Source organism: Nocardioides sp. P5_C9_2 (assembly GCF_054049555.1).
Map to the genome: position 1 here is coordinate 1 of NZ_JBFUMD010000632.1, position 1749 is coordinate 1749.

3 protein-coding genes are annotated in these 1749 nt (G+C 74.2%); all 3 read right to left on the minus strand.

Going from position 1 to position 1749, the window contains the following annotated elements; all coding sequences use genetic code 11:
- On the minus strand, nt 1-568 hold a 568-nt coding region (locus ACXJKL_RS20435; RefSeq protein ID WP_457208826.1), incomplete at its 3' end, for a phosphatase PAP2 family protein.
- On the minus strand, nt 565-1050 hold the full coding sequence (locus tag ACXJKL_RS20440) for a glycosyl-4,4'-diaponeurosporenoate acyltransferase CrtO family protein (RefSeq protein ID WP_457208827.1): 486 nt from the start codon (nt 1048-1050) through the stop codon (nt 565-567). The genes ACXJKL_RS20440 and ACXJKL_RS20435, both read right to left, overlap by 4 nt.
- On the minus strand, nt 1050-1749 hold a 700-nt coding region (locus tag ACXJKL_RS20445), incomplete at its 5' end, for a glycosyltransferase (RefSeq protein WP_457208828.1). The genes ACXJKL_RS20445 and ACXJKL_RS20440, both read right to left, overlap by 1 nt.

Here is a 1749-nt window from a genome sequence, read left to right on the forward strand (position 1 = left end):
GGGTGCCCACCCAGTCGAGGTGGAGGTACTCCCAGCCCAGGTCGGAGATACGGTCGACGCTGCCGATCTCGCCCTGCTCGGAGGCCAGCCACGGCGGGACGGCCGGGTACACGACGTACCCGCTCACGCCGAGCACGGTGAACACCAGGACCGCCGAGAGCCAGGCCCGGAAGCGGTCCCGCAGCCAGAACCAGGCGACGGCCGTGACGATCGGGATGGACACGAAGTGGGTGACGTAGACCAGTGCCGCGATCGCGTCGTACCAGTGCGGGGAGCCGTCGACGAGCCGCTCCTGCAGCCAGACCGACGGGACCGCCCCGAAGAAGCCCCGGTCGACCGCGGGCGGACCGGAGACGTGGATCCCGAAGCCGAGCCGGTTGGTCGCCGCGCCGTCGCCCTCCTGCAACGGCGCGCTGATCCACCCGGCCACGGCGTAGGCCAGCAGGATGACGCTGAGCGGCGACCAGGCGATGAGCAGCTGGGCGACCGGCCCGTGCCGCGACTCCCCCGACCCGTCCGACCCCGACCCGTCCGACGACTCGAGGTCGCGGTCCAGCTCCTGGGTCACCGATACCGCCGCGCGATGATCGCCTGGGTCCGGAACCGGTTGTAGCGCTGGATCGCGATGAAGGGCGCGTTGACGCCCACGCCGTACGCGATCAGCAGCCCGGCCGCGAGCGGCGGGTTCCACAGGACGAACAGCGGCCCGCACGCCATCGCCCACCAGTGGGCCAGCTCGGCGCGGCGCGTCTCGCGGACGAAGAGCTGCAACCCCTCGACGTCGTACGACGGGAGCTGGCGCTTGCTGACGCCGCCGGCGAACAGGGCGCCCGCCTCGGGGACCCGGTCCTTCCAGCGGTGGATCCGCAGGCGCCGCCGGTACCACCGGCCGCCGACCTCGAACGAGCGCGGCCGCAGCAGCCACCCGTCCTGCGACAGGCGGGTGTCGCCGAGGCGGTGGGCGGCGTACCCGGTGCCCGCGTGGAAGGCCCCCCACGCGATCACGTCGACGGCGATGGTCAGGGCCTGCGGCATCAGGAGCCGGAGCATCAGACCACCTCCTCGGAGGAGCCGCGCAGGTCGACCTCGCGGCCGCGCCAGCGCACCGAGCGCCGGACCGCCGTGAGGGCGGCCGACCGCGCGAAGATCACGTCGAAGGCCAGCAGGCACACCGGGAACACCGCCCACGTCCACCATCGGAACGAGCCGATACGACGCAGGATCCACCGCAGCTGGGCCGCGACCCCGACCCAGGCCAGCGCCCACAGGGCGGGGTCGCCGTGGGTCAGGGAAGCCCCCCGACCGGTCGCGACCTCGACCAGCGCCAGGGTCGCGCCGACGGCGACGGCGTGGTGGGCGCACACCCACAGCACGGCGGCCAGGGTCGGTCCGGCCGCCGCGGCCGAGGCTCCGGACGCGACGTTCTTGGTCCAGCCGTCGGCCAGCTGCCGCAGCCCGCCGGGATAGCTCCGCATCCGGATCGACGAGCCGCCGACGGCGCAGCGCACCGCCAGGCCGGCCCGGTGGTACGCCGCCGCCAGCTGCACGTCGTCGAGGATCTCCCCGCGCACCGCCTCGTGCCCGCCGGCCCGCTCGTAGTCCCCGCGCGAGGTGAGCAGGCACGGCCCGAAGGCCATCGGTCGCCGGGCGGGGCGGCGCGCGAGGACGCCGCTGGCCATCACCGCCATCACGTTGAAGTACGACGACAGCTGCTCGTAGGCCCGCACGACGCGGTGGAAGGGCTGCACC

Coding starts and splice junctions, on each gene's coding strand:
- ACXJKL_RS20440 (WP_457208827.1), bottom strand. CDS start 1,050: ATGCTCCGGCTCCTGATGCCGCAGGCCCTGACCATCGCCGTCGACGTG.